Annotated in this window: 20 protein-coding genes and 1 pseudogene; 15 read left to right on the top strand and 6 right to left on the bottom strand. The window is 58.9% G+C overall.

Features of this window, described 5'->3' with window-relative positions:
- From BZK31_RS24535 to sucD, 6 genes are all read left to right on the top strand, one after another.
- On the top strand, window positions 1-292 hold a 292-nt coding region (locus BZK31_RS24535), incomplete at its 5' end, for a 4Fe-4S dicluster domain-containing protein (protein WP_157900789.1).
- Window positions 293-552: 260 nt separating this feature from the next.
- Window positions 553-3,384: a 2-oxoglutarate dehydrogenase E1 component gene (locus tag BZK31_RS24530; RefSeq protein WP_083185867.1), complete on the top strand. Its 2,832-nt coding sequence runs from the start codon at window positions 553-555 to the stop codon at window positions 3,382-3,384.
- Window positions 3,385-3,425: 41 nt separating this feature from the next.
- Window positions 3,426-4,661, top strand: a complete 1,236-nt coding sequence (gene odhB, locus BZK31_RS24525) for a 2-oxoglutarate dehydrogenase complex dihydrolipoyllysine-residue succinyltransferase (protein WP_083185866.1) — start codon at window positions 3,426-3,428, stop codon at window positions 4,659-4,661.
- Between the two features lie 166 nt (window positions 4,662-4,827).
- Entirely contained in the window at window positions 4,828-6,264 is a 1,437-nt protein-coding gene (lpdA, locus tag BZK31_RS24520) for a dihydrolipoyl dehydrogenase (protein ID WP_083185865.1), read from the top strand.
- Between the two features lie 206 nt (window positions 6,265-6,470).
- Window positions 6,471-7,637, top strand: coding sequence for an ADP-forming succinate--CoA ligase subunit beta (gene sucC / locus BZK31_RS24515; protein ID WP_004882574.1), 1,167 nt, complete (start codon window positions 6,471-6,473; stop codon window positions 7,635-7,637).
- Window positions 7,637-8,518 (top strand): succinate--CoA ligase subunit alpha, encoded by an 882-nt coding sequence (sucD, locus tag BZK31_RS24510; RefSeq protein WP_083185864.1) that lies wholly within the window; start codon window positions 7,637-7,639, stop codon window positions 8,516-8,518. Before sucC ends, sucD begins: the two co-directional genes overlap by 1 nt.
- A gap of 80 nt (window positions 8,519-8,598) precedes the next feature.
- Here the strand turns inward: sucD and BZK31_RS24505 are convergent, their stop codons facing one another.
- Window positions 8,599-9,180 carry a GNAT family N-acetyltransferase gene (locus BZK31_RS24505; RefSeq protein WP_083185863.1) on the bottom strand — a complete coding sequence of 194 codons (582 nt, stop codon included), beginning with the start codon at window positions 9,178-9,180 and terminating at the stop codon, window positions 8,599-8,601.
- A gap of 298 nt (window positions 9,181-9,478) precedes the next feature.
- Here BZK31_RS24505 and brnQ point away from each other — a divergent pair, with 298 nt between their 5' ends.
- Entirely contained in the window at window positions 9,479-10,792 is a 1,314-nt protein-coding gene (gene brnQ / locus BZK31_RS24500) for a branched-chain amino acid transport system II carrier protein (RefSeq protein WP_083185862.1), read from the top strand.
- A gap of 81 nt (window positions 10,793-10,873) precedes the next feature.
- Here brnQ and BZK31_RS24495 read toward each other — a convergent pair whose 3' ends face one another.
- Window positions 10,874-11,146, bottom strand: coding sequence for a hypothetical protein (locus BZK31_RS24495; RefSeq protein ID WP_083185861.1), 273 nt, complete (start codon window positions 11,144-11,146; stop codon window positions 10,874-10,876).
- Window positions 11,147-11,490: 344 nt separating this feature from the next.
- On the opposite strand from BZK31_RS24495, the gene htpG reads away from it, so the two are divergent.
- Both htpG and BZK31_RS24485 read left to right on the top strand, forming a co-directional pair.
- On the top strand, window positions 11,491-13,398 hold the full coding sequence (gene htpG / locus BZK31_RS24490; RefSeq protein ID WP_083185869.1) for a molecular chaperone HtpG: 1,908 nt from the start codon (window positions 11,491-11,493) through the stop codon (window positions 13,396-13,398).
- Between the two features lie 91 nt (window positions 13,399-13,489).
- Entirely contained in the window at window positions 13,490-14,224 is a 735-nt protein-coding gene (locus BZK31_RS24485) for a dienelactone hydrolase family protein (protein ID WP_083185860.1), read from the top strand.
- Window positions 14,225-14,241: 17 nt separating this feature from the next.
- On the opposite strand, the gene BZK31_RS24480 is transcribed toward BZK31_RS24485, so the two are convergent.
- The 4 genes from BZK31_RS24480 to BZK31_RS24465 all read right to left on the bottom strand — a co-directional run bounded on the left by BZK31_RS24480 (window position 14,242) and on the right by BZK31_RS24465 (window position 19,185).
- Window positions 14,242-15,093, bottom strand: a complete 852-nt coding sequence (locus BZK31_RS24480; RefSeq protein WP_083185859.1) for a pirin family protein — start codon at window positions 15,091-15,093, stop codon at window positions 14,242-14,244.
- Window positions 15,094-15,295: 202 nt separating this feature from the next.
- On the bottom strand, window positions 15,296-16,513 hold the full coding sequence (fabB, locus tag BZK31_RS24475) for a beta-ketoacyl-ACP synthase I (RefSeq protein WP_083185858.1): 1,218 nt from the start codon (window positions 16,511-16,513) through the stop codon (window positions 15,296-15,298).
- Window positions 16,514-16,523: 10 nt separating this feature from the next.
- The gene (fabA, locus tag BZK31_RS24470; RefSeq protein WP_024686114.1) at window positions 16,524-17,039 is read right to left on the bottom strand and encodes a 3-hydroxyacyl-[acyl-carrier-protein] dehydratase FabA; all 516 of its coding nucleotides are present in this window, start codon (window positions 17,037-17,039) and stop codon (window positions 16,524-16,526) included.
- A 220-nt stretch (window positions 17,040-17,259) separates the two neighbouring features.
- Window positions 17,260-19,185: a response regulator gene (locus BZK31_RS24465; protein WP_083185857.1), complete on the bottom strand. Its 1,926-nt coding sequence runs from the start codon at window positions 19,183-19,185 to the stop codon at window positions 17,260-17,262.
- Between the two features lie 319 nt (window positions 19,186-19,504).
- Here BZK31_RS24465 and BZK31_RS24460 point away from each other — a divergent pair, with 319 nt between their 5' ends.
- The 6 genes and pseudogenes from BZK31_RS24460 to BZK31_RS24435 form a co-directional block, all read left to right on the top strand.
- Window positions 19,505-20,530, top strand: a complete 1,026-nt coding sequence (locus BZK31_RS24460; RefSeq protein WP_083185856.1) for an NAD(P)H-dependent glycerol-3-phosphate dehydrogenase — start codon at window positions 19,505-19,507, stop codon at window positions 20,528-20,530.
- 80 nt (window positions 20,531-20,610) lie between these two features.
- On the top strand, window positions 20,611-20,901 hold the full coding sequence (locus BZK31_RS24455) for a DUF4389 domain-containing protein (protein ID WP_244182728.1): 291 nt from the start codon (window positions 20,611-20,613) through the stop codon (window positions 20,899-20,901).
- Complete coding sequence (gene sixA / locus BZK31_RS24450; RefSeq protein WP_083185854.1) at window positions 20,898-21,353, top strand: phosphohistidine phosphatase SixA; 456 nt, start codon at window positions 20,898-20,900, stop codon at window positions 21,351-21,353. The genes BZK31_RS24455 and sixA overlap by 4 nt, the downstream gene beginning before the upstream one ends.
- 71 nt (window positions 21,354-21,424) lie before the next feature.
- Complete coding sequence (locus tag BZK31_RS24445) at window positions 21,425-21,868, top strand: hotdog fold thioesterase (RefSeq protein ID WP_083185853.1); 444 nt, start codon at window positions 21,425-21,427, stop codon at window positions 21,866-21,868.
- 312 nt (window positions 21,869-22,180) lie between these two features.
- A complete protein-coding gene (locus BZK31_RS24440) occupies window positions 22,181-22,486 on the top strand; it encodes a hypothetical protein (RefSeq protein ID WP_208617231.1) in 306 nt (101 codons plus the stop codon).
- Between the two features lie 136 nt (window positions 22,487-22,622).
- Window positions 22,623-22,836: pseudogene (locus tag BZK31_RS24435) on the top strand (alpha/beta fold hydrolase); the annotation flags it as partial.

Here is a 22,836-nt window from a genome sequence, read left to right as displayed (position 1 = left end):
GCTCGATGGCCTGTACGAGTGCATTCTGTGCGCCTGCTGCTCGACATCTTGCCCGTCCTTCTGGTGGAACCCGGACAAGTTCCTGGGCCCTGCTGCACTGCTGCAAGCCTACCGCTTCCTGGCTGACAGTCGTGACACCCGGACCAGTGAACGTCTGGCTTCGCTGGACGATCCGTTCAGCGTATTCCGCTGCCGTGGGATCATGAACTGCGTCAACGTTTGCCCGAAAGGCCTTAACCCAACCAAGGCTATCGGTCACGTACGCAACATGCTGCTGCAGAACGGCGTCTGATTCATCGCTCTACCCGTAACACCGTTGCACTGAAATGGCTGCGGCGCAGGCTTCAACCGGCGCCGTGGTTTTAACCTGAGCAGTAGCTCGCAAAGCTGCCGCTCTTATTTTGAAGAAATGAGACCAGCAGGGGCATCCGGGCTGGTACCCGGACTATCTGCGTGATTCCCTGGTGACTTGATACGGTCGCTGCACACGACTATTTCAGGATTGCTCTGGTGTCTTCGCCGGTGGTGTCCCCTTACCGAGGGTGACCAAGCATGCAAGAAAGCGTGATGCAGCGCATGTGGAACAGTGCCCACCTATCCGGTGGTAACGCTGCCTATGTGGAAGAGCTCTATGAGCTTTACCTGCACGACCCTAACGCTGTGCCAGAAGAATGGCGCACCTACTTTCAGAAGTTGCCAGCTGATGGCAGCTCTGCCACTGATGTATCGCATTCGACCATACGCGATCATTTCGTGTTGCTGGCCAAAAACCAGCGCCGCGCTCAACCGGTGTCCGCCGGCAGTGTGAGCAGCGAACATGAAAAGAAGCAGGTTGAAGTGCTGCGACTGATCCAGGCTTATCGTATGCGTGGCCACCAGGCTGCCCGGCTCGATCCGCTGGGTCTGTGGCAGCGTCCTGCACCCGCCGATCTGTCGATCAATCATTACGGCTTGACCAATGCCGATCTGGATACGACTTTCCGCGCCGGCGACTTGTTCATCGGCAAAGAGGAAGCGAGCCTACGCGAAATTCATGAAGCGTTGCAGCAGACATATTGTCGCACCATCGGCTCCGAGTTCACGCACATCGTGGATTCCGAGCAGCGCAACTGGTTCATGCAGCGCTTGGAAAGCGTCCGTGGTCGTCCTGTGTTTTCAGCCGACATCCAGAGCCATCTGCTTGAGCGCGTCACCGCGGCCGAAGGCCTTGAGAAGTACCTTGGCACCAAATACCCGGGCACCAAGCGCTTCGGTCTGGAAGGTGGTGAAAGCCTGATCCCGATGCTGGACGAGCTGATTCAGCGTTCCGGTTCCTACGGCACCAAGGAAGTCGTGATCGGCATGGCCCACCGTGGCCGTCTGAACGTGCTGGTCAACACCTTCGGCAAGAACCCGCGCGAGCTGTTCGACGAGTTCGAAGGCAAGAAGAAAGTGGAACTGGGTTCCGGTGACGTCAAGTATCACCAGGGCTTCTCTTCCAATGTCATGACCGCAGGCGGTGAAGTTCACTTGGCCATGGCCTTCAACCCGTCTCACCTGGAGATCGTTTCTCCGGTGGTCGAGGGCTCGGTGCGTGCGCGTCAGGATCGTCGCAACGATCCGAACGGTGACAAGGTTCTGCCTATTTCCATCCACGGCGACGCGGCCTTCGCAGGTCAGGGCGTCGTGATGGAAACCTTCCAGATGTCGCAGACCCGCGGCTTCAAGACTGGCGGCACGATCCACATCGTCATCAACAACCAGGTAGGCTTCACCATAAGCAACCCGCTGGACTCGCGTTCCACCGAGTACGCCACCGACGTTGCCAAGATGATTCAGGCGCCGATTCTCCATGTGAATGGTGATGATCCGGAAGCCGTGATGTTCGTCACTCAGTTGGCGATCGATTACCGCATGCAGTTCAAGCGTGACATCGTCATCGACCTGGTCTGCTACCGCCGTCGCGGTCACAACGAAGCTGACGAGCCAAGCGGCACCCAGCCTCTGATGTACCAGCAGATCACCAAGCAGCGCACCACTCGCGAGTTGTACGCCGAACACCTGATCAAGACCGGTATCCTCGACGACGCCCGTGTTCAGGGCAAGGTCGACGACTACCGCAATGCGCTGGACAACGGTCTGCACGTGGTGAAAAGCCTGGTCAAGGAACCGAACAAGGAATTGTTCGTGGACTGGCGTCCGTATCTGGGCCATGCCTGGACCGCGCGTCATGACACCCGTTTCGATCTCAAGACCCTGCAGGAACTGTCCGCCAAACTGATGGAGCTGCCGGAAGGCTTCGTCGTGCAGCGTCAGGTGCAGAAGATCTATGAAGATCGCCAGAAGATGCAGGCCGGTGGCTTGCCGATCAACTGGGGCTACGCCGAAACCATGGCCTACGCCACACTGGCGTTTGAAGGTCACCCGATCCGCATGACGGGTCAGGACATCGGTCGCGGTACGTTCTCGCACCGTCATGCCGTGTTGCACAACCAGAAAGATGCAGGCACCTACATTCCTCTGCAGAACCTGTATGCCGGTCAGCCTCGCTTCGACCTGTACGACTCGTTCCTGTCGGAAGAAGCCGTGCTGGCATTCGAGTACGGCTACTCGACCACCGAGCCTAATGCGCTGGTGATCTGGGAAGCCCAGTTCGGCGATTTCGCCAACGGTGCTCAAGTGGTTGTCGACCAGTTCATCACCAGTGGCGAGCACAAGTGGGGCCGTCTGTGCGGTCTGACCATGCTGCTGCCTCATGGTTATGAAGGGCAGGGGCCGGAACACTCCTCCGCACGTCTGGAGCGCTACCTGCAATTGTGTGCCGAGCACAACATTCAGGTGTGTGTGCCGACAACCCCGGCGCAGATCTACCACTTGCTGCGTCGTCAGGTGATTCGTCCGCTGCGCAAGCCGCTGATTGTCCTGACGCCCAAGTCGCTGTTGCGTCACAAGCTTGCGGTTTCGACGCTCGAAGAACTGGCCGAAGGCTCGTTCCAGACCGTCATTCCGGAAATCGACACCCTCGATCCGGCCAAGGTCACCCGCCTGATACTGTGCAGCGGCAAGGTCTACTACGACCTGCTGGAAAAGCGCCTTGCCGAAGGCCGTGAAGACATCGCCATCGTTCGTATCGAGCAGCTGTATCCGTTCCCTGAGGATGATCTGATGGAAACGATCGCGCCTTACACCAACCTGCAAAATGTCGTGTGGTGTCAGGAAGAGCCGATGAACCAGGGTGCCTGGTACAGCAGTCAGCACCATCTGCGCCGCAGCGTGGGCAACCACAAGCGCGAACTCGTTCTCGAGTATGCAGGTCGTGATGCTTCTGCCGCTCCAGCGTGTGGTTACGCTTCGATGCACGCCGAGCAGCAGGAAAAACTCCTGCAAGATGCCTTCACTGTTTAACGCCTTCGAGCATTAGAAACCGAATTAAGGAATTACAGATAATGGCTATCGAGATCAAAGCCCCCTCTTTCCCGGAATCCGTTGCCGACGGCACCATTTCCAAGTGGCACAAGCAACCGGGCGAAGCGGTAAAACGTGACGAGCTGCTGGTCGACATCGAGACTGACAAGGTTGTTCTCGAAGTGCTGGCCGAAGCTGACGGCGTGCTGGCATCGATCGTGAAAGGCGAGGGCGATACCGTTCTCTCCAATGAGCTGATTGCAACCCTGGACGCCGGTGCCACCGCATCCGCCGCGCCAGCAGCCGCTGCTGCACCGGCTGCCACTCCAGCGGCCGCTTCGGCGCCTGCTGCTGCACCTTCCGAAGCCGATGAAGACGCGATTGCCGCGCCTGCTGCACGCAAACTGGCCGAAGAAAACGCTATCAACCTGGCCAGCGTGAAGGGCACCGGTAAAGATGGCCGTATCACCAAGGAAGACGTGGTCGCTGCCGTTGAAGCGAAGAAATCCGCTCCAGCCGCTGCGCCTGCTGCCAAGCCTGCTGCCGCTGCCGCACCTGTCGTGGCTGCTGGTGATCGCACCGAGAAGCGCGTGCCGATGACCCGCGTGCGCGCAACCGTCGCCAAGCGTCTGGTTGAAGCTCAGTCCAACATGGCCATGCTGACCACTTTCAACGAAGTGGACATGACTGAAGTCATGGCGCTGCGTTCGAAGTACAAGGACCTGTTCGAGAAGTCCCACAACGGTGTGCGTCTGGGCTTCATGTCGTTCTTCGTCAAGGCGGCAACTGAAGCGCTGAAGCGTTTCCCGGCGGTCAACGCTTCGATCGACGGTTCCGACATCGTCTATCACGGCTATGCCGACGTGGGCGTTGCGGTATCCAGCGACCGTGGTCTGGTCGTACCGGTTCTGCGTAACGCCGAGCACATGAGTCTGGCTGAAATCGAAGGCGGCATCGCCACTTTCGGCAAGAAGGCGCGTGACGGCAAGCTGTCCATCGACGAGATGACTGGCGGTACCTTCACCATCACCAACGGTGGTACTTTCGGTTCGATGATGTCGACGCCGATCGTCAACCCGCCGCAGGCCGCCATCCTGGGCATGCACAACATTCTGCAGCGTCCAATGGCGATCAATGGTCAGGTGGTGATCCGTCCGATGATGTATCTGGCGCTGTCCTATGATCACCGCTTGATCGACGGTAAAGAAGCAGTAACCTTCCTCGTTACCATCAAGAACCTGCTGGAAGATCCGGCTCGTCTTCTGCTGGATATCTGATGAAGCAGCCTGAGGCTGTGTGCCGTCGCCTTGATGTTGAGGTCGATCGGCATGCAGCCCCGGGCTGGCGTGTTGCATCTATGAATTGGTCGCAAGTCAGCGACGCCGCAAGGCAGACCGGCTTGCAGCTTGCAGCTTGAAGCTCGCAGCTAAAAGGAATCTTTTTATGTCCCAGAAATTCGACGTGGTAGTGATTGGCGCAGGCCCTGGCGGTTATGTTGCCGCCATCAAGGCTGCGCAACTTGGTCTCAAGACTGCCTGCATCGAGAAGTATCAGGACAAGGAGGGCAAACTGGCCCTGGGCGGTACTTGCCTGAACGTCGGTTGCATTCCATCCAAGGCGCTGCTGGACAGCTCTTGGAAATTCTACGAAGCCAAGAACGGCTTCGGTGTTCACGGCATTTCGACGTCCGAAGTGACCATGGACGTACCGGCGATGGTCGGTCGCAAGGCCAACATCGTCAAAGGCCTGACTGGCGGCGTTGCCAGCCTGTTCAAAGCCAATGGCGTGACCACCCTGCAGGGCCACGGCAAGCTGCTGGCCGGCAAGAAAGTCGAACTGACCGGTGCTGATGGCACGGTCGAAATCATTGAAGCGGATCACGTGATCCTGGCTTCAGGCTCCCGTCCGATCGACATTCCGCCGGCTCCGGTCGACCAGAAAGTCATCGTCGACTCCACCGGTGCTCTGGAATTCCAACAGGTTCCACAGCGTCTGGGCGTGATCGGTGCGGGCGTCATCGGTCTGGAGCTGGGTTCGGTCTGGGCTCGCCTCGGCGCTCAGGTCACCGTTCTGGAAGCACTGGACAAGTTCATTCCGGCCGCTGACGAAGCGGTTTCCAAGGAAGCGCTGAAGACCTTCACCAAGCAGGGTCTGGACATCAAGCTGGGCGCTCGTGTGACCGGTTCGAAAGTCAATGGCGAAGAAGTGGTTGTCAGCTACACCGACGCCGCAGGCGAGCAGTCGATCACCTTCGACCGTCTGATCGTTGCGGTCGGTCGCCGCCCCGTGACCACCGATCTGCTGGCAGCCGATAGCGGCGTCGATCTGGACGAGCGCGGCTTCATCTACGTCGATGACTACTGCACGACCAGCGTTCCGGGCGTTTACGCGATCGGCGACGTGGTTCGTGGTCTGATGCTGGCGCACAAGGCATCGGAAGAGGGCATCATGGTTGTTGAGCGCATCAAGGGGCACAAGGCCCAGATGAACTACAATCTGATCCCGTCGGTTATCTACACTCACCCGGAAATCGCATGGGTGGGCAAGACCGAGCAGACCCTGAAGGCTGAAGGCGTTGAAGTCAACGTCGGCACCTTCCCGTTTGCAGCCAGTGGCCGCGCCATGGCTGCCAACGATACCGGTGGTTTCGTCAAGATCATTGCCGATGCCAAGACCGACCGCGTTCTGGGCGTTCACGTCATTGGCCCGAGCGCTGCCGAACTGGTTCAGCAGGGTGCTATTGCAATGGAATTCGGGAGCAGTGCAGAAGATATCGGCATGATGGTCTTCTCGCACCCGACCCTGTCCGAAGCGCTGCATGAAGCGGCACTGGCGGTGAATGGCGGTGCCATCCACATCCAGAACCGCAAGAAACGCTAAGACAACAAGAAACCACGATGCAGTGCCCGTCGTGAGTCCTGCCAGCAGGACTTACCGCGGAATCTGCGTCGGACTCGACCTCTCAGGCGGCGTCAGGAATGTCCCACGGCACTCATGACGTCAACCAGGAGTAGCGGTCACAGGTGGTGCGGCACGCTGACGTGCAGCACCGAATGCGCAGTACCTAAACGAAGACGGTAATAAGCATGAATCTTCACGAGTATCAGGGTAAGCAGCTGTTCGCTGAATACGGCCTGCCAGTATCCAAAGGCTACGCAGTAGACACCCCGGAAGCAGCAGCAGAAGCCTGCGACAAGATCGGCGGAACCGAGTGGGTCGTCAAAGCCCAGGTTCACGCAGGTGGTCGCGGTAAAGCAGGCGGCGTCAAGCTGGTTCGCAGCAAGGAAGACGCTGCAGCGTTCGCACAGCAGTGGCTGGGCAAGCGTCTGGTGACCTATCAGACTGACGCCAACGGTCAGCCAGTGACCAAGATCCTGGTCGAGTCGTGCACCGATATCGCCAAAGAGCTGTACCTGGGCGCTGTTGTCGACCGTTCCAGCCGTCGTATCGTGTTCATGGCGTCCACCGAAGGTGGCGTGGACATCGAGAAGATCGCTCACGACACTCCTGAAAAGATTCTCAAGGCCACTATCGATCCACTGGTCGGCGCTCAGCCGTTCCAGGGTCGCGATCTGGCGTTCCAGCTGGGTCTGGAAGGCAAGCAGGTCACTCAGTTCGCCAAGATCTTCACCGGTCTGGCCAAGCTGTTCCAGGACCACGATCTGGCCCTGCTGGAAGTGAACCCGCTGGTGATCAAGGCTGATGGCGATCTGCACTGCCTGGATGCCAAGATCAACATCGACGCCAACGCCATGTACCGTCAGCCAAAGCTGAAGGCTTTCCACGATCCATCCCAGGATGATCCGCGCGAAGCTCACGCTGCCAAGTTCGAACTGAACTACGTGGCGCTGGAAGGCAACATCGGCTGCATGGTCAACGGTGCCGGTCTGGCCATGGGTACCATGGACATCGTCAACCTGCATGGCGGCAAGCCTGCAAACTTCCTTGACGTTGGCGGCGGTGCCACCAAGGAACGCGTTACCGAAGCGTTCAAGATCATCCTGTCCGACACCAACGTGGCGGCAGTACTGGTCAACATCTTCGGCGGCATCGTTCGTTGCGACATGATTGCCGAAGGCATCATCGGCGCAGTGAAAGAAGTTGGCGTGAAAATCCCGGTTGTTGTTCGTCTCGAAGGCAACAACGCTGAACTGGGCGCTAAAGTACTGGCAGAAAGCGGTTTGAACATCATCGCGGCTACCAGCCTGACCGACGCTGCTCAACAAGTCGTCAAAGCTGCGGAGGGCAAATAATGAGCGTCCTGATCAATAAAGACACCAAGGTTATCTGCCAGGGTTTCACTGGTTCGCAAGGTACCTTCCACTCCGAACAAGCCATTGCCTATGGCACCAAAATGGTTGGCGGCGTGACTCCAGGTAAAGGTGGCACCACTCACCTGAACCTGCCGGTGTTCAACACTGTTGCAGAAGCTGTTGCCACTACCGGCGCCGATGCTTCGGTTATCTACGTTCCGGCTCCGTTCTGCAAAGACTCGATCCTGGAAGCTGCATTCGCCGGCATCAAGCTGATCGTCTGCATCACTGAAGGCATCCCGACCATCGACATGCTGGAAGCCAAGGTCAAGTGCGACGAGCTGGGCGTGGTCCTGATCGGTCCTAACTGCCCAGGCGTGATCACTCCGGGCGAGTGCAAGATCGGCATCATGCCAGGTCACATCCACTTGCCAGGCAAGGTCGGTATCGTGTCGCGTTCCGGCACCCTGACCTACGAAGCGGTCAAGCAGACCACTGACGCCGGTTTCGGTCAGTCCACCTGTGTCGGTATCGGTGGTGACCCGATCCCGGGCTCTAACTTCATCGACATCCTGAAGCTGTTCCAGGAAGACCCGAAGACCGAAGCCATCGTCATGATCGGTGAGATCGGCGGTTCGGCTGAAGAAGAAGCGGCTGCCTACATCAAGGCGCACGTAACCAAGCCGGTCGTTTCCTACATCGCAGGTGTGACTGCTCCTCCGGGCAAGCGCATGGGCCATGCGGGCGCGATCATCTCCGGCGGTAAAGGTACTGCAGACGAGAAATTCGCTGCACTGCAGGACGCGGGCGTCAAAACCGTTCGTTCCCTGGCAGACATCGGCAAGGCGTTGGCCGAGCTGACCGGTTGGACCACCAAGTAAGCATCGCTTACTGGCAGGCAATCGACAAAAGCCACCTTCGGGTGGCTTTTGTTTGGGCGACGGAAAAGTTGCGGCACCTTTCAGTCTTGCTGGCGGCCTGCTATTGCCCGCCATTGTTCCCGGCTCAGCTGCCAGATCTGCTCCTCGGTCCTGCCACAGACAAACTGATCTTCGCGGGTCTCGACCAGACGCATGCCCTCGCGCATCGACAGGCGGCAAGACGCCTCATTCAGTGCCGATTTGGCCACTCGAAGGGCAGGGCGCTGGAGCGTTTCGAACCAGAAATGATTGATCACTTCGCACACTTCCCACATCAGGCCCTGACCCTGGTAAGGCGGTGCCAGCCAGAAACCCCGGTTGTTGTCCGTCTCGTCCATGACGCATACGCTGCCGATCAGGCTATGGTCATCGCGCAGACGAATGGACCAGTGCCATTCCTCGCCGTCCTCCATCGCAGGCAAGGCGTCCTCTTGCAGGTAACGCAGTGCCTCGCCGTCGGGGTAGGGCCAGGGTACGTGATGAGTCAGGTAGCGCACGACTTCCCAGTGGTTGAATGAAGCCTGCAAATCGGCGGCGTCGTCCAGTTGCAACGGGCGAAGCATGAGGCGGGGTGTATGCAGGGTCGGCGTTGTGATGTGGCGTAGTGGCGTCTCGGGCGGCATTGGGCGGTCTCGATCCGGAAATGCCGATCAATCTAGCGCTTCCCCCAAGCCCGGTCTGTCAGGCTTTTCTGAAATCGAAAGGTACATACGGGTGCAAGATTGAGGTGCGTCGTCGCGTGTCTTGCCCTGCGATAGTGCATTTTTCGCCCGAGTTAGCTACCCTGTCGACCATTTTTTTGCGTAGCCCTCACGAGGGGCATTTCGCAAACCACTGCCACGTCCTACGCCGACGGGCCGCGTTTACCCCATTCATGGGTGACGCCCCCTCCCTTATCTCGATTCTGTGTGGTTGTTCGGAATGAAAGTATTGAAAGGTCAGGACATCCTGGCACTTGGTTTTATGACGTTTGCCCTGTTCGTCGGGGCCGGCAATATCATTTTCCCCCCAATCGTTGGCTTGCAGGCCGGGCCACATGTGTGGATCGCAGCGCTGGGCTTTCTGGTCACGGCTGTGGGTCTGCCGGTAGTGACGGTCATCGCGCTGGCCAAGGTCGGTGGCGCGATGGACGCGCTCAGCAGTCCTATCGGCAAGGTCGCCGGGGGTATTCTGGCTGCGAGCTGCTATCTTGCGGTCGGTCCGCTGTTCGCTACGCCGCGTACCGCCACCGTATCATTCGAAGTGGGGCTCGCGCCGCTGACCGGTGACAGCCCGATGGCGCTGGCGCTCTACAGTCTGGTCTATTTTCTGGTGGTGTTCTGGGTGTCGCTTTACCCCGGTCGTCTGCTCGATACCGTGGGGCGTTTTCTGGCGCCGCTGAAAATCATCGCGCTGGCCATTCTGGGCGTCGCCGCCTTTGCGCTGCCGGCCGGCGATATCGGTACGGCTGAGCCTGCTTATGCGGCTGCGCCGTTTTCACAAGGCTTCATCAACGGCTACCTGACCATGGATACGCTGGGGGCGCTGGTGTTCGGCATCGTCATCGTCAATGCCATTCGCTCTCGCGGGGTCGAGTCGCCGCGGCTGATCACACGCTACGCGATCATCGCCGGGTTGATTGCGGGCGTTGGCCTGGCGCTGGTCTATATCAGCCTGTTCCGGCTCGGTTCGGGCAGCCATGCAGTGGCAGCAGGCGCAAGCAATGGCGCGGCGGTTTTGCATGCCTACGTGCAACACACTTTCGGCTCGCTGGGCAGCGGTTTCCTGGCTGTGCTGATTTCGCTGGCTTGTCTGGTCACGGCCGTAGGCCTGACCTGCGCGTGTGCCGAGTATTTTGCCAAGGTGCTACCGCTGTCCTACAAGACGCTAGTAGTGATGCTGGCCGGTTTCTCGTTGCTGGTGTCCAACCTCGGCCTGACCAAGCTGATCATGTTCTCGATCCCGGTGCTGACCGCTATCTATCCGCCGTGCATCGTGCTGGTGGCGCTGAGTTTTTGCAGCAGCCTCTGGCGGAGTCAGGGGCGTGTGGTCGCACCCGTGATGCTGGTGTCTTTGATATTCGGATTGATCGATGCGATTAAAGGCGCTGGCTTTACCGACTACCTGCCTGGTGCGCTAACCAACTTGCCGCTCAGTGAACAAGGCCTGGCCTGGTTGATTCCATCGGTTATAACGCTGGCGGCTGCCGTTGTTGTCGATCGGATAATAGGCAAGCGCAGCGAAGCGTTGGCATGAGTCAAGTAATATAACTAAATGGAAAATAATAAAGCCCGCGAATGCGGGCTTTATTATGTGTAGTTCTGCAAGCCGGTTGGCTTAATTTTTCGCAGGTGCTGCCTCGGTCGCCGGGGCTGGGGCCTGGTTGGTGTTTTCGGTGGCGCGCTGTTGAGCGGCTTCTGCGTTTTTCTGCGCAGCTTCCTGGCTTTCCTTGGCAGCGTCGTTCACTTTTTCCTGAGCCTTTTCCATCGACTCCTGAGATTGTTGAGCTGCTTTGTTGGCATCTTGCTGGGTGTTTTCGGACTTTTTGTCACAGGCCGCAAGACCCAGAGTGGCAGAAAGCATCAAGGCATAGGCTAAAGATTTACGCATGGGGTGTTTCTCCTTATTGAGTATCTACGTGGCTAAGAGCACACCCTTGTAAATTAAGTTCCAACCGAGTCCGATATTGTTTCAGGCGCGTGTTTTTATGGCGTTTGACATGTATCGAACCGTCAGTAAGCCGATCGCCTGAAACGGTAATGAAGCGCGATCGATAGTCGCGTGCGCACGCAGAGTGCCCGGACTTGCGCACATTGGATAACAGGGAGATGCACCGATTGATCGAGTGCCCTTGAAATCCTCTCCCCAGCCCCCACCTTGATGACTACCCGCTGCTACACAGGCACCTGCCTCGCTGTGGCGGCTTATGCCATCCAGATCGGAGTTTGATGACCATGAGTGTGGAAACTCAAAAGGAAACCCTGGGCTTCCAGACCGAGGTAAAGCAGCTGCTGCACCTCATGATCCATTCGCTGTATTCCAACAAGGAGATTTTCCTTCGCGAGTTGATCTCGAACGCGTCCGACGCGGTCGACAAATTGCGTTTCGAGGCGCTGTCAAAGCCCGAACTGCTGGAAGGCGGTGCGGAGCTGAAGATTCGCGTGAGCTTCGACAAGGAGGCGAAGACCGTTACGCTTGAAGACAACGGCATTGGTATGAGCCGCGACGATGTGATCACCCATCTGGGCACCATCGCCAAATCCGGTACCGCCGATTTCATGAAAAACCTGTCGGGCGACCAGAAGAAGGATTCGCACCTGATCGGTCAGTTCGGCGTGGGCTTCTATTCCGCGTTCATCGTCGCCAGTCAGGTTGAAGTGTTCAGCCGCCGCGCCGGCCTTCCAGCCAGCGAAGGTGTGCACTGGTCTTCCAAAGGTGAGGGCGAGTTCGAAGTTGCCAACGTCGAAAAAGCCGAGCGTGGCACCCGCATCGTTCTGCACCTCAAGAGCGGTGAAGAAGAATTTGCCGACGGCTTCCGTCTGCGCAACATCATCAAGAAGTACTCCGACCACATCGCCTTGCCGATCGAGCTGCCGAAAGAGCAGGCTCCCGCGGCCGAAGGCGAAGAGGCTCCGGCGCTCGAGTGGGAAACCGTCAACCGCGCCAGCGCGCTGTGGACCCGTCCGCGCACTGAAGTGAAGGACGAGGAGTATCAGGAGTTCTACAAGCACGTCGCTCACGACTACGAGAATCCGCTGAGCTGGAGCCACAACAAGGTCGAAGGCAAGCTGGAGTACACGTCGCTGTTGTACGTGCCGGCTCGCGCGCCCTTCGATCTGTATCAGCGTGAAGCGCCGCGTGGCCTGAAGCTTTACGTGCAGCGCGTTTTCGTCATGGATCAGGCGGAATCTTTCCTGCCCCTGTACATGCGCTTCATCAAGGGCGTGGTCGACTCCAACGACCTGTCATTGAACGTATCTCGCGAAATCCTGCAGAAAGACCCGATCATCGATTCGATGAAGTCGGCGCTGACCAAGCGCGTGCTCGACATGCTGGAAAAACTGGCCAAGAACGAACCCGAGCAGTACAAGGGCTTCTGGAAGAATTTCGGCCAGGTCCTCAAGGAAGGTCCGGCAGAAGACTTCGCCAACAAGGAGAAGATTGCCGGTCTGCTGCGCTTCGCTGCCACTTCTGACGACACGGGCGAGCAGAGCGTATCGCTGGCCGATTACCTGGCTCGTGCCAAGGAAGGTCAGGACAAGATCTATTACCTGACGGGTGAGTCCTATGCGCAGGTCAAGAACAGTCCGCACCTTGAGGTCTTCCGCAAGAAAGGCATCGAAGTCCTGCTGCTGACCGACCGTATCGACGAGTGGCTGATGAGCTACCTGAGCGATTTCGACGGCAAAGGCTTCGTTGACGTTGCGCGCGGTGATCTGGATCTGGGCAAGCTTGACTCCGAAGAAGACAAGAAGGCTCAGGAAGAGATCGCCAAGGACAAAGAGGGCTTGATCGAGCGTCTCAAGACCGCGTTGGGCGAGTCTGTCAGTGAGGTGCGTGTGTCACATCGACTGACCGATTCTCCGGCGATCCTGGCCATCGGCGAGCAGGATCTGGGTCTGCAGATGCGGCAGATTCTGGAAGCCAGTGGCCAGAAGGTGCCTGATTCCAAGCCGATCTTCGAGTTCAACCCTTCCCATCCGCTGATCGGCAAGCTGGACAGCGAGCAGAGCGAAGAGCGTTTCGGTGACCTGTCGCACATCCTGTTTGATCAGGCTGCACTGGCTGCCGGTGACAGCCTCAAAGATCCGGCCGCTTACGTGCGCCGTCTGAACAAGCTGTTGGTAGAACTGTCGGTTTGATGACCGAATGACAGAAAACCCGCTTCGGCGGGTTTTTTGTTTGTGCTTTCGCACTGTATTTTTTCGAAACTCAAATGATCAGGAGTCAGCGATGAGCAGCAAGATTACTGTCCGTTCCGTGGTGCATCAGATTGATGGCCAGCCCTATGAAAGTCGTCTCGTGTACGACGCCAGCGCCACCTCGTCACGTCCGGGTCTGCTGATGGCGCCCAACTGGATGGGTGTCAGCGAAGGCGCCGAAGACATCGCGAAGGCCGTGGCTGAGCAGGGCTATGTGGTACTGCTGGCCGACCTTTATGGTCAGAAAATTCGCCCGGCCAATGGTGATGAAGCAGGCGCTGCGATGATGCCGCTGAAAGATGATCGTGCATTGCTGCGCAAGCGCATGCAGGCCGGTCTTGATCTGCTGCTGAGTCAGGCAGGTGTGTCGCTGGACGCCAACCGCATCGCGACGTTCGGCTTCTGCTTCGGCGGCTGCTGTTCACTGGAGCTGGCACGCAGCGGCGCAGACCTCAAGGCAGCCATTTCCTTCCATGGCACGCTGGACACGCCAAACCCTGCCGATGCCGGCAATATCAAGGGATCTGTTCTGGTCCTGAACGGCGCATCGGATCCGATGGTGCCCAAAGATCAGCAGTTGGCGTTCGAAGACGAAATGAATGCGGCGAATGTGGACTGGCAGTTGCACAACTACGGTGGCGCCTTCCATTCGTTCACCGATCCGCACGCCAATGTTCCGGGCAAGATGATGTACGACGCCAAGGTCGCTGCGCGCGCCTTCAAGTCAATGCACGATCTGTTGAACGAAGTGTTCAACGAGAAATAAGAGCATCAAGGGCCGGATCAAGGCAGCTCGATCCGGCCCGTTTCTCCCGGAACGGTCGGCCAGTCGCCCTCTGCCCATCGACGGCGTGCGCTTTCGATCAGTACGGGATCGCTGGCAACGAAATTCCAGCTCATGCGACGCGGCCCGTCCAGTGCTGCGCCGCCTATCAGAACGGCATGGCATTCGCTTTCCGCGCACAGATTGACAGTGGTTCCCGGCTCCAGCACGACCAGCGTGCAGGGCAAGACCGGCGTGCCGTCCAGTGCAGCTTCACCCTCTAAAACGTACAGCGCGCGCTCCTGATGTTCCGGCTCGATCGCCAGGGTTGTGGCGGTCTGCAGGCGCAATTCGGCGTACAGCGTGTCTGAGAGCACCGGTACGGGTGATTGCAGTCCAAAGCCGCTACCGGCCAGCATCCGTATGAAAATGCCCATATTGTCGCGTTGCGGCAGGCTGTGTGCCGGGTGATAGCTGTAATGACCTGGACCTTGTTCATGGTCGCGAGGTGATGCGAGCCAGATCTGCAGGCCATGCAGGCGCGAGCCGCTCACCCGCAAGGGGGCCGGTGTGCGTTCGATATGAGCAATGGCTGCGCCTGACGTCATCCAGCTTACATCTCCTGCCTTGACGCACTGGTCGCTGCCCAGGCTGTCCTTGTGCTGCAGTTCGCCTTCCAGCAGATACGTCAGCGTCGACAGGCCGATATGCGGGTGCTGGCGGATATCCATGCCGGTGCCTGGCGGGTAATCCGTCGCCAGCATGTGGTCGAAGAATACGAATGGCCCGATGCTGCGGCAGCGTGCGGAGGGCAGGGGACGCAGAATCGGCTGGCCTTCCACCGTTTCGGCGCGTGGTGTGAGGGTGAGCATGGTTCGGGTCTCGATGGTCGGTCAGGGAGTGTCTGGAATCATAACGCGGGCAGGGCGAGGGGAGAACGTCATGGTCGGCATGACCGATTTCCTGCAGCAAGCCGCCCCGACAAGTGTTTTCATCCAGCCTGCTGCGTACCGCAGTCCGAAAACGGAAAAGGCGCCTCGAAAGGCGCCTTTTCTATCTAGCACGGGTTCTTGCTTACGCTTGATAGCGCTGCAGAACCAGCGTGGCGTTGGTGCCGCCGAAGCCGAAGCTGTTGCTCATGACGCGATCGAGCTTTGCGTTTTCACGTGTTTCCAGCAGGATTGGCATGTCAGCGACTTTCGGGTCCAGCTCGTCGATGTTGGCGGAGCCGGCGATGAAGTTGTTTTCCATCATCAGCAGGCAGTAGATCGCTTCGTGAACGCCAGCGGCGCCCAGCGAGTGACCCGACAGGCTTTTGGTCGAACTGATGGCCGGGGCTTTGTCGCCGAAGACTGCGCGTACACCGTTCATCTCCATTTCATCGCCGACCGGAGTCGAGGTGCCATGGGTGTTCAGGTAGTCGATAGGGCCTTCAACGGTCGACAGCGCCATCTGCATGCAGCGGATGGCACCTTCGCCGCTTGGTGCGACCATGTCATAGCCATCGGAAGTCGCGCCGTAGCCGACGATTTCCGCGTAGATCTTCGCGCCGCGCGCCAGAGCATGTTCCAGCTCCTCGACCACGACCATGCCGCCGCCGCCTGCGATGACGAAACCGTCACGCTTGGCGTCGTAGGCGCGGGACGCTTTTTCCGGCGTTTCGTTGTACTGAGTGGACAGCGCACCCATCGCGTCGAACAGGAACGACTGGCTCCAGTGTTCTTCTTCGCCGCCGCCGGCAAAGACGATGTCCTGCTTGCCCAGCTGGATCTGCTCGACAGCGTTGCCGATGCAGTGGGCGCTGGTGGCGCAGGCGGACGAGATGGAGTAGTTCACACCCTTGATCTTGAATGGCGTGGCCAGGCAGGCGGAAACGGTGCTGCCCATGGTCCGGGTGACGCGATACGGACCAACGCGCTTGACGCCTTTTTCACGCAGGATGTCCAGCGCTTCCATCTGGTTCAGCGTCGACGCGCCGCCGCTACCGGCGATCAGGCCGGTGCGTACGTTGGAAACCTGCTCGTCGGTCAGGCCCGAGTCGGCGATGGCGTCTTTCATGGCCAGGTAGGCGTAGGCAGCCGCATGGCCGACGAAACGGAAAATCTTGCGGTCGATCAGTTCTTCGAGGTTGAGGTCGATGGAGCCGGCAACCTGGCTACGCAGACCCATTTCGGCATAATCCGGCTTGAAGCGGATACCAGGGTTGTTGGCACGCAGGTTTGCGGTGACGGTGTCTTTGTCATTGCCCAAGCAGGAAACAATACCCAGACCAGTGATAACGACGCGGCGCATGCGAGTACCCTTAGAAATTTTCAGTGGAAGTGAACAGGCCGACACGAAGGCCTTCGGCGCTGTAGATTTCGCGACCATCAACGCTCACGGTACCGTCGGCGATTGCCAGGACCAGTTTGCCGCGCATGGTGCGTTTGATATGGATGTTATAGGTGACTTTCTTTGCGGTCGGGAGGACCTGGCCAAAAAACTTCACTTCACCCGAACCCAGGGCGCGCCCACGGCCAGGGTTGCCTTGCCAGCCCAGGTAGAAACCGACCAGTTGCCACATTGCGTCCAGACCCAGACAGCCGGGCATCACCGGATCGCCTTCGAAGTGGCAGGCGAAGAACCACAGGTCCGGATTGATATCCAGTTCGGCGACCAACTCACCCTTGCCGAACTTGCCGCCTTCTTCGCTGATGTGCGTAATGCGATCAACCATCAGCATGTTGGGGGCGGGCAGTTGCGCATTACCTGGGCCAAACAGCTCGCCACGACTGCAGCGCAGCAGGTCTTCCCGGGTAAAGGCGTGTTGTTTGGTCATGCGAGCTCCTCAATGATCTTGTGCGGCAGGTTGGGGCGCCACTGGCCCAAACGCCAGTCCTGGCGGACTCATTTGCCAGGACTATGTCCGGCAGCCTACTCATAGACTGTTGCGTTGTAGTGAAAGTCACAGGGCGTTGGAAATCAAAGTACACCTGTGCACTGAATTTTGTCATACGACCGCAGCCAGGGGCCGATCAAAGTGTCAAGACTGCCGCAATTTAACATTTATCGCCAGTCGCGGGTGTCCGAAAGACCAGCCAGCGCCGCAAAATCTGCTGTAAATCAGCATGTTTGAAGGGCTTAGCCAGATAATCGTCCATGCCCGCCTGTAAACAGGCGTCCCGATCTCCCTGCAAGGCGTTGGCCGTCAAGGCGATGATGGGCGTGTGTTCGAGCCCGTTCAGTTGCCTGATGCGGCGTGTTGCCTCGTAACCGTCCATGACCGGCAGTCGGCAATCCATCAGAATCAGCCCGTAATGTCCGGCCCCCGCCATGATCACCGCTTCTGCACCGTCCACGGCGACATCCACCTGACAGCCCAGATTATGCAGCATGGCCTGGACCACGGTGCGATTGACCGGGTTGTCTTCGACCAGCAGCACGCTCCGCTCCTTGTCCGGGGCGTCGAGGGCGAATAAAGGTTGCCGGGTGTCGATGGGCAGTTGGCGCGACACAGGCAGTGGGAGCTGCAGGGTGAACAGGGAGCCCGTGCCTTCTTCGCTCTGGGCACGCAACGTGCCGCCCATGCGCTCGGCGAGGGTGCGCGCAATCGGCAGGCCGAGTCCGGTGCCGCCGTAGCGTCGGGAAATCGAGCTGTCGGCCTGCTGAAACGCGTCGAACATGGATTCCAGACGGTCGGCATGAATGCCGATGCCACTGTCTTCTACGGTGCAGGTGAACTGCAATTGATCACCCTCGAGCATGACCCAGCCCGCATTGACACAGACACTGCCCGCTTCGGTGAATTTCAACGCGTTGCCAATCAGGTTCACCAGAATCTGGCGTATGCGTGTCGGGTCGCCGATGACCGTGAGCGATTCCATGCCGGGCTGAATCTGCAGATTCAGCTGCAGGTTGCGCTGCTGAGCGTTGTGATTGAAGGCATGGGTCGAGGCGCTCACTAATTCAGCCAGATTGAACGCGATGCCCTCCATCTGCAGCGCGTCGCGTTCGATGCGGGAGAAATCGAGGATATCGTTGATGACCCGCAGCAAGTGTTCGGTCGACTCCGTTGCCAGCGCGGCATACTCGCTCTGTTCGTCGGTCATGCGCGTGGTTTCCATCAACTGCAGCATGCCTAACACGCCGTTCATGGGCGTGCGCAGTTCGTGGCTCATCATCGCCAGGAAATCGGACTTGGCGCGGTTGGCCTGTTCTGCCTCTTCGCGGGTCTGGATGAGCTGGGCCATGGAGCGCTGCTGTTCGAGGCTGGCCTTGTCCAGATTCGCGGCGAGATTGTTGATGTGGCGCGCCAAGGCACCCAGTTCGGCGTCGTCGCTGACGGGCAGTGGCGTTCGGTAGTCGCCTTTCTGGATGGCCTTGAGCGCGTCACCCATGCGGCTGATCGGACGCGACAGGCTGAGCGCCAGGCGTTTGGCCAGGAGGAAGGTAAAGAGCAGGGCGCACAGCGCCAGGATGCCGGCCTTCAGGAGAATTTCCTGCTGTCGACGATTGAATGCCTCACTGGACATACCTACCAGCACCCGGCCCAGATAACGTTGGGAGGCCAGACCCGGCGGCACCTCGCCGGTGCTCGCCGCGCCGTGCACCACCAGATGCTGCGCCTGAACAGGGGCCTGGAAGATCTCCATCTGCCGACTCTGGTGCTCGTTTTCTCGCGGTTGGTCGATGTAGACCAGCACGGTGTTGGAGCTGTCCTGGATCTCCACATAACGTACGCTGGGCATGGACAGCGTGGCGCGCATGAGGCCCTTGAGACTTTCGGTATCGCCGATCAGCAAGCCTGGCTCTGCGGCAGGAGCCAACTGATTGGCGATCAGCTGACCGGTGTGGTTAAGCTCCTGACGCAGGTCCTGAATACGCACGAATGTAAAGAAACCGATCAGCAGTACCGTCAGCAACAGGGCTGGGCCCAGGCTGATGATCTGCGTGCGGGTATTGATGTCCCAATTGCGCAACGTCATTGGCCGCGCCTTGTGGCTCGGGCATGCCTCTGGAATCGGTTTGATGCGTCCATGCCTGTGCGCTCTTGATCCGTTTCATCGCATCCGTGTGGTCGGCCTGGCCAGACAGTAACGCCAGCGGACACGATCATCTACAGTGTGTCCGGCTATGTTACCCGAGATGACAGCGGTTTCCCGACAACTTATTCGTCGCACGCAGGCGGCGACACCAGTTCGCTTCACGGATGAATACGGGACGAAGCCGTTTGCCGCTGGCCGATGGCGTAGCGCTCCGTATAATGCCGACATCGCCAGTCAATGGCCCAGGATGGATGGATTTATGACCACGCAGCAGCCTGTAGCGGTTCTTGGTGGCGGCAGTTTCGGCACTGCCATCGCCAATCTTCTGGCCGAAAACGGTCATCAGGTTCGGCAATGGATGCGTGACCCCGAGCAGGCAGAGGCCATTCGCGTCAAGCGTGAGAACCCGCGCTACCTCAAGGGCATCAAGGTCCGGCCGGAAGTCGAGCCGGTGACTGATCTGGCTGCAACGCTTGACGGCAGCGAGCTGATTTTCGTCGCGTTACCGTCCAGCGCTCTGCGCAGCGTGTTGTCGCCCCATGTCGAGCGCCTGACCGGCAAGATGCTGGTGAGCCTGACCAAAGGCATCGAGGCTCAGACGTTCAAGCTGATGAGCCAGATTCTCGAAGAAATCGTGCCGCAGGCGCGCATCGGCGTACTGTCCGGGCCGAATCTGGCGCGGGAGATTGCTGAGCACGCGTTGACCGCCACCGTGGTCGCGAGCGAAGACGAGGCGCTGTGCCAGCAGGTGCAGGCGGTGCTGCATGGCCGCACGTTTCGTGTCTACGCCAGTGCCGACCGCTTCGGTGTCGAGTTGGGCGGGGCATTGAAAAACGTTTACGCGATCATTGCCGGCATGGCAGTGGCGCTGGAGATGGGGGAGAACACCAAAAGCATGCTCATCACCCGCGCACTGGCCGAGATGACCCGTTTCGCGGTGGCTCAGGGCGCCAATCCGATGACCTTCCTGGGGCTGGCCGGAGTGGGCGACCTGATCGTCACCTGCTCATCGCCCAAAAGCCGTAACTATCAGGTGGGCTTTGCGCTGGGGCAGGGTTTGACCCTGGATGAAGCCGTCACGCGTCTGGGGGAGGTCGCAGAAGGCGTGAACACCCTTAAAGTGCTCAAGGTCAAAGCTCAGGAAGCGCAGGTTTACATGCCGCTGGTCGCCGGTCTGCATGCCATTCTTTTCGAAGGTCGTACGCTCAATCAGGTCATCGAGGCGCTGATGCGCGCAGAGCCCAAGACTGACGTGGACTTCATTTCCATCACGGGCTTCAACTGAAACCCACTTATACCGGGAGAAGGGTCTTGAACGAGTCAACTACTCAGAAGAACGAATCCATCCTGCTGCGCATTCTCTGGATGCTGCTGTTCGTCATCGTCTGGCAGGTCGCTGAGGTGGTGCTGGCCGGCGTGGTGCTGGTGCAACTGGGCTATCGCTTGATCTACGGGGCGCCCAGCGCCACTTTGATGAACTTTGGCGACAGCCTCAGCCAGTTCCTGGCTCAGATAGGCCGGTTTGGTACGTTCCACACCGACCAGAAGCCTTGGCCATTCGCCGACTGGCCGGCGCCACGTGCGCCGGAGGGCGAAGCGGCACACTATGTCGCACCGGCACCGCATCCGGTGCGCGACGAGGAGCCCAGACTATGAAGATCTGGGTTCTGCGCCATGGTGAAGCTCAGTCGAGGGCACGTAGCGATGCCGAGCGTGAACTGACCGCGCATGGTCGCGAAGAAGTGCTCAAAAGCGCGGTGCATCTAACTGACAAGCCGGTGCAGAAAATTCTCGCCAGCCCTTATGTGCGCGCTCGGCAGACGGCCGAGCTGGTGCACAAGTCGCTGGACTTCAGTGAACCGGTCATCACCGTGCCCTGGCTGACACCCGACAGCGACCCGCGTCAAGTGCTGAGCCAGCTTGAAACGCTGGGCGTTGATGAGGTTCTGCTGGTCAGTCACCAGCCGCTGGTCGGTGCATTGGTCGGTTTGCTGACCCATGGCAGTTATCAGCATTCCGAACCCATGAGCACCGCCAGTCTGGCCGAGCTGGAAGGCGAACAGGTGCTGGCTGGCGGCATGCACCTCAACAGTATTCGTCACGTCTGAGCGGGCCCGAATCGTTGGGCGTCCGGACTTGAGAACAACAGCGTCACCCCACCATTGAAGAAGGATCGAGTATGAGTGTATGGCGTGTCACCCCCGATATCGAAGCCCTGATGAAGGCTCAGAAAAACACCATTGGCGAAGTGCTGGATATTCGTTTCGAATCATTCACGCAAGACTCCCTGACCGCCAGCATGGTGGTCGATCAGCGTACCCATCAACCGTTCGGCCTGTTGCACGGCGGCGCCTCGGTGGTACTGGCCGAATCACTGGGCTCGATGGCCAGCTACCTGTTGGTCGATTCGGAGAAGTTTTTCTGCGTAGGTCTGGAAGTGAACGCCAATCACCTGCGCGGTGTACGTTCCGGACGGGTGACCGGGGTCGTGCGGCCGGTTCACATCGGCCGGACCACGCATGTCTGGGATATCCGAATTACCACTGACGAGGGCAAGCTGAGCTGTATCTCGCGTCTGACCGTTGCGGTCGTTCCTCACGGCCAGGAACCGCCTGCGCGTTGAGCGAGGCTTTGGCTATTAAAGGGGCGGGTATTGTTCCAGTTTGGGCGTTGTGGCGGTCAGGTGATCTGTCCTAGTGGCGGTGTGTTCCCTGAAAGGAGCATTTTTCCGAGGAGGATTAGCAATGACCGACGAACAGGGTTCCACCAAGCCTGCTTCCCCTGATCCCGCAACGTCCGAGGCTGCGGCTCTCGAGTCCGTGCCTGCCGCTTCTGAGCCTGCCGCTTCGGTGTCTGTTGCCCCCCAGCCCGTAGCGCCCGTGCCCGCGGCGTCCAGCACCGCGACACCGAAGACTGTGCCACCTAACCACCCGAGATGAATCTCGAAAAACGACTGAAGGAAGTCTATGCAGACAATGTTCTGACCAATGCAGAGTTTCTGGCGCTGCGCGATGATGCCGATAAGCTTTTCGCGCAATTGATCAAGCAGATGCCAGGAAACGGTTACATGGGGCTATTTCAGCAAATGGCAGATGTGACGGTGCAGGCCATGCAGTTGGGCATGCTGGAAATAAAGAAAGCCAAACCCGCATCGGACGTCAAGGCACTGGTCAAACAGTCCTATGGGTTTCAGATAGCCTACCTTAAAGCGTCACTGGACCGATTTGGCCAGACGCTATGAAAGATGATCTGCCCCGGTCATGGCGTTAACACGGCGCGATGGCCGGAGTGCCCCCTTCGATGGCAGTTCCAATCGTTGCCGTGGTTCTGGCGCGGTGCGCACAATCGCCACTCGTTCGGCCTTTGAGTGTATCGGCATGCCCCAGCCCGTGTTCTTCGCCCACGCCAATGGCTTTCCGTCCGCCACTTACGGCAAGTTGTTTGCAGCGCTGGCGCCCGAGTATCCGGTCGTTCATCTGGAACAGCATGCCCATGACCCGCGCTTTCCGGTGGATGACAACTGGCTGAATCTGGTCGATGAGCTGATCCATCATTTGCGTGAGCAGGCGGGGCCTGTGTGGGGCGTGGGAC

This window comes from Pseudomonas floridensis, assembly GCF_002087235.1.
GTDB classification, from domain to species: Bacteria; Pseudomonadota; Gammaproteobacteria; order Pseudomonadales; family Pseudomonadaceae; genus Aquipseudomonas; species Aquipseudomonas floridensis.
This window is presented reverse-complemented; position numbering and strand designations above follow the sequence as displayed.